The following is a 413-nucleotide window of genomic DNA, read 5'->3' as shown; positions in this document are numbered from 1 at the left end:
GTGCCGGCCTGGACATCGGCGGCGTCGATCCTCAGCGGTCAGATGCCGCCCGACATCGTCTTTTCCGACCTGCGCATGCCCGGCACCAGTGGCATATCGATCTATCGCGAGCTGCTCGCCGAACGGCCGGCGCTGGCGCAGTGCTTCGTGCTGGTCACCGGCGATCTCATCGGTGCCAAGGCCGAGATCGAGGCGCTGCCGCCGCACCAGCGGCCGCAGATCCTGGAAAAGCCGTTCAGCACGCTCGATGTGCGCGGCGTGCTTTCGGCGATAGCCGAGCAGGCTTCCGTCGAGAGCTAGGATTAGGCGCCCTCGGGATCTGTCAGGCCGAGCCGGGAATGGCGGTTTGAGAGAACCGGAACGCAGCGTACTTTTGCTACGCGAGTACCGGTAGCGACCGCCCTACGCAGGCC

General features: G+C 66.1%; 1 pseudogene. It reads left to right on the top strand.

The features are described from left to right. Positions 1-300: pseudogene (locus EOA29_RS40490) on the top strand (response regulator); the annotation flags it as partial. Between the last annotated feature and the right edge of the window lie 113 nt (positions 301-413).

Source organism: Mesorhizobium sp. M1E.F.Ca.ET.063.01.1.1 (genome assembly GCF_003998155.1).
Classification (GTDB): domain Bacteria; phylum Pseudomonadota; class Alphaproteobacteria; order Rhizobiales; family Rhizobiaceae; genus Mesorhizobium.
This window is presented reverse-complemented; position numbering and strand designations above follow the sequence as displayed.